We start from the raw sequence: 1,663 nt of genomic DNA, 5'->3' as shown, positions 1-1,663 counted from the left end.
AGTCTGGCCCGGTGTGCCCGGGTCGTTGAGGACCGGCACATCGTTGACCGCGATGACGTTGATCGTGACGGTGGCCGTCTCGGTCACACCGCCGGAGGTCACGGTGTAGCTGAACGTCGTGCTGCCGTTGAAGTTCGCTGCCGGGGTGAAGGTCATCGTGCCGTCGGCGGCGAAATTTACAGTGCCACCGCTGGCCGGCTGCGTGATCGACGTGACCACGGCGCCACTGTTCTCGAAGCTGTCGTTGGCCAGCACGTTGAAGGTGATCGGCGTGTCTTCGTCGGTGGTGACCGTATCGGCCACGATGTCGGCGACCGCATTGACGCCGACCTTGATCGTGGCCTGCACCGTGCCGCCATGGCCGTCGCTGACGGTTACAACGAAGCTGTCCGGGCCGTTGTAATCCGCCGTCGGCGCATACCTGTAGGAGCCATCGGCGGCGATGCTGACGGTGCCGTGGGCGGCCGCTGTCGTCACGGCGTAGCTCAGCGCGTCGTTGTCGACATCGCTGGCGCCGATCTGGCCGACGTATGCCGTGTCCTCGTCGGTCGTGCCGGAGTACGTGCCGGTCGTCGGGTCGAAGGTCTGACCCGGCGTGCCTGGATCGGTCAGCACCGGCGCGTCGTTGACCGCAGTCACGTTGACGGTGACGGTGGCCGTCTCGGTCACACCGCCGGAGGTTACCGTGTAGCTGAAGCTGGTGCTGCCGTTGAAGTCGGCGGCCGGTGTGAAGGTCATCGTGCCGTCGGCGGCGAAGCTGACGGTGCCGCCGGCGGCCGGCTGGGTGATCGAGGTGACGGCGGCATTGCTGTTCTCGAAGCTGTCGTTGGCCAGCACGTTGAACGTGACGGGTGTGTCTTCATCGGTGGTGATCGTGTCGGCGACGATGTCGGTGACCGCATTGATGCCGACGTTGACGGTCGCCTGCACGGTGCCGCCGTGCCCGTCGCTGACAGTGACGACGAAGCTGTCCGGGCCGTTGTAGTCCGCCGTCGGCGTGTAGGTGTACGCGCCGTTGGCATCGACAGTGACGGTGCCGTGGGATGCCGTTGTCGCAACGGTGTAGCTCAGCGGATCGTTGTCCGCATCGGTGGCGCCGATCCGGCCGGTGTAGGCGGTGTCCTCCTGGGTCGTGCCCGAGTAGGTACCCGTCGTCGGATCGAAGGACTGGCCCGGCGTGCCCGGGTCCGTCAGCACCGGCACATCATTGACGGCAGTGACGTTGACCGTCACGGCCGCGGTTTCGGTCACGCCGCCCGAGGTCACCGTGTAGGTGAAGCTGGTGCTTCCGTTGAAGTTGGCGGCCGGGGTGAAGGTCATCGTCCCGTCGGCGGCGAAGCTGACGGTGCCGCCGGTGGCCGGCTGGGTGATCGAGCTGACGATGGCGCCAGAGTTCTCGAAGCTGTCGTCGGCCAGCACATTGAAGGTGACCGGCGTGTCCTCATTGGTGGTCACCGTATCGGCCACGATGTCGGCGACCGCATCGATGCCCACCTTGACGGTTGCCTGCAGGGTGCCGCCGTGGCCGTCACTGACAGTGACGACGAAGCTGTCCGGGCCGCTGTAGTCCGCCGTCGGCGTATAGGTGTACGCCCCGTTGGCGTCGATGGTGACGGTGCCGTGGGATGCCGCTGTCGTAACGGTGTAGCTCAGCGCATCGTTC

General features: G+C 66.1%; 1 protein-coding gene. It reads right to left on the bottom strand.

Features of this window, described 5'->3' with window-relative positions; translation table 11 throughout:
- A partial coding sequence (locus B0W88_RS31615; RefSeq protein WP_144007135.1) for a tandem-95 repeat protein occupies positions 1–1,663 on the bottom strand: 1,663 nt, incomplete at both ends.

It is taken from the genome of Pelomonas sp. KK5 (genome assembly GCF_001984095.1).
GTDB lineage: Bacteria > Pseudomonadota > Gammaproteobacteria > Burkholderiales > Burkholderiaceae_C > KK5.
The sequence above is the reverse complement of the archived record's forward strand: the minus strand, read 5'-3'. Positions and strand labels throughout refer to the sequence as shown.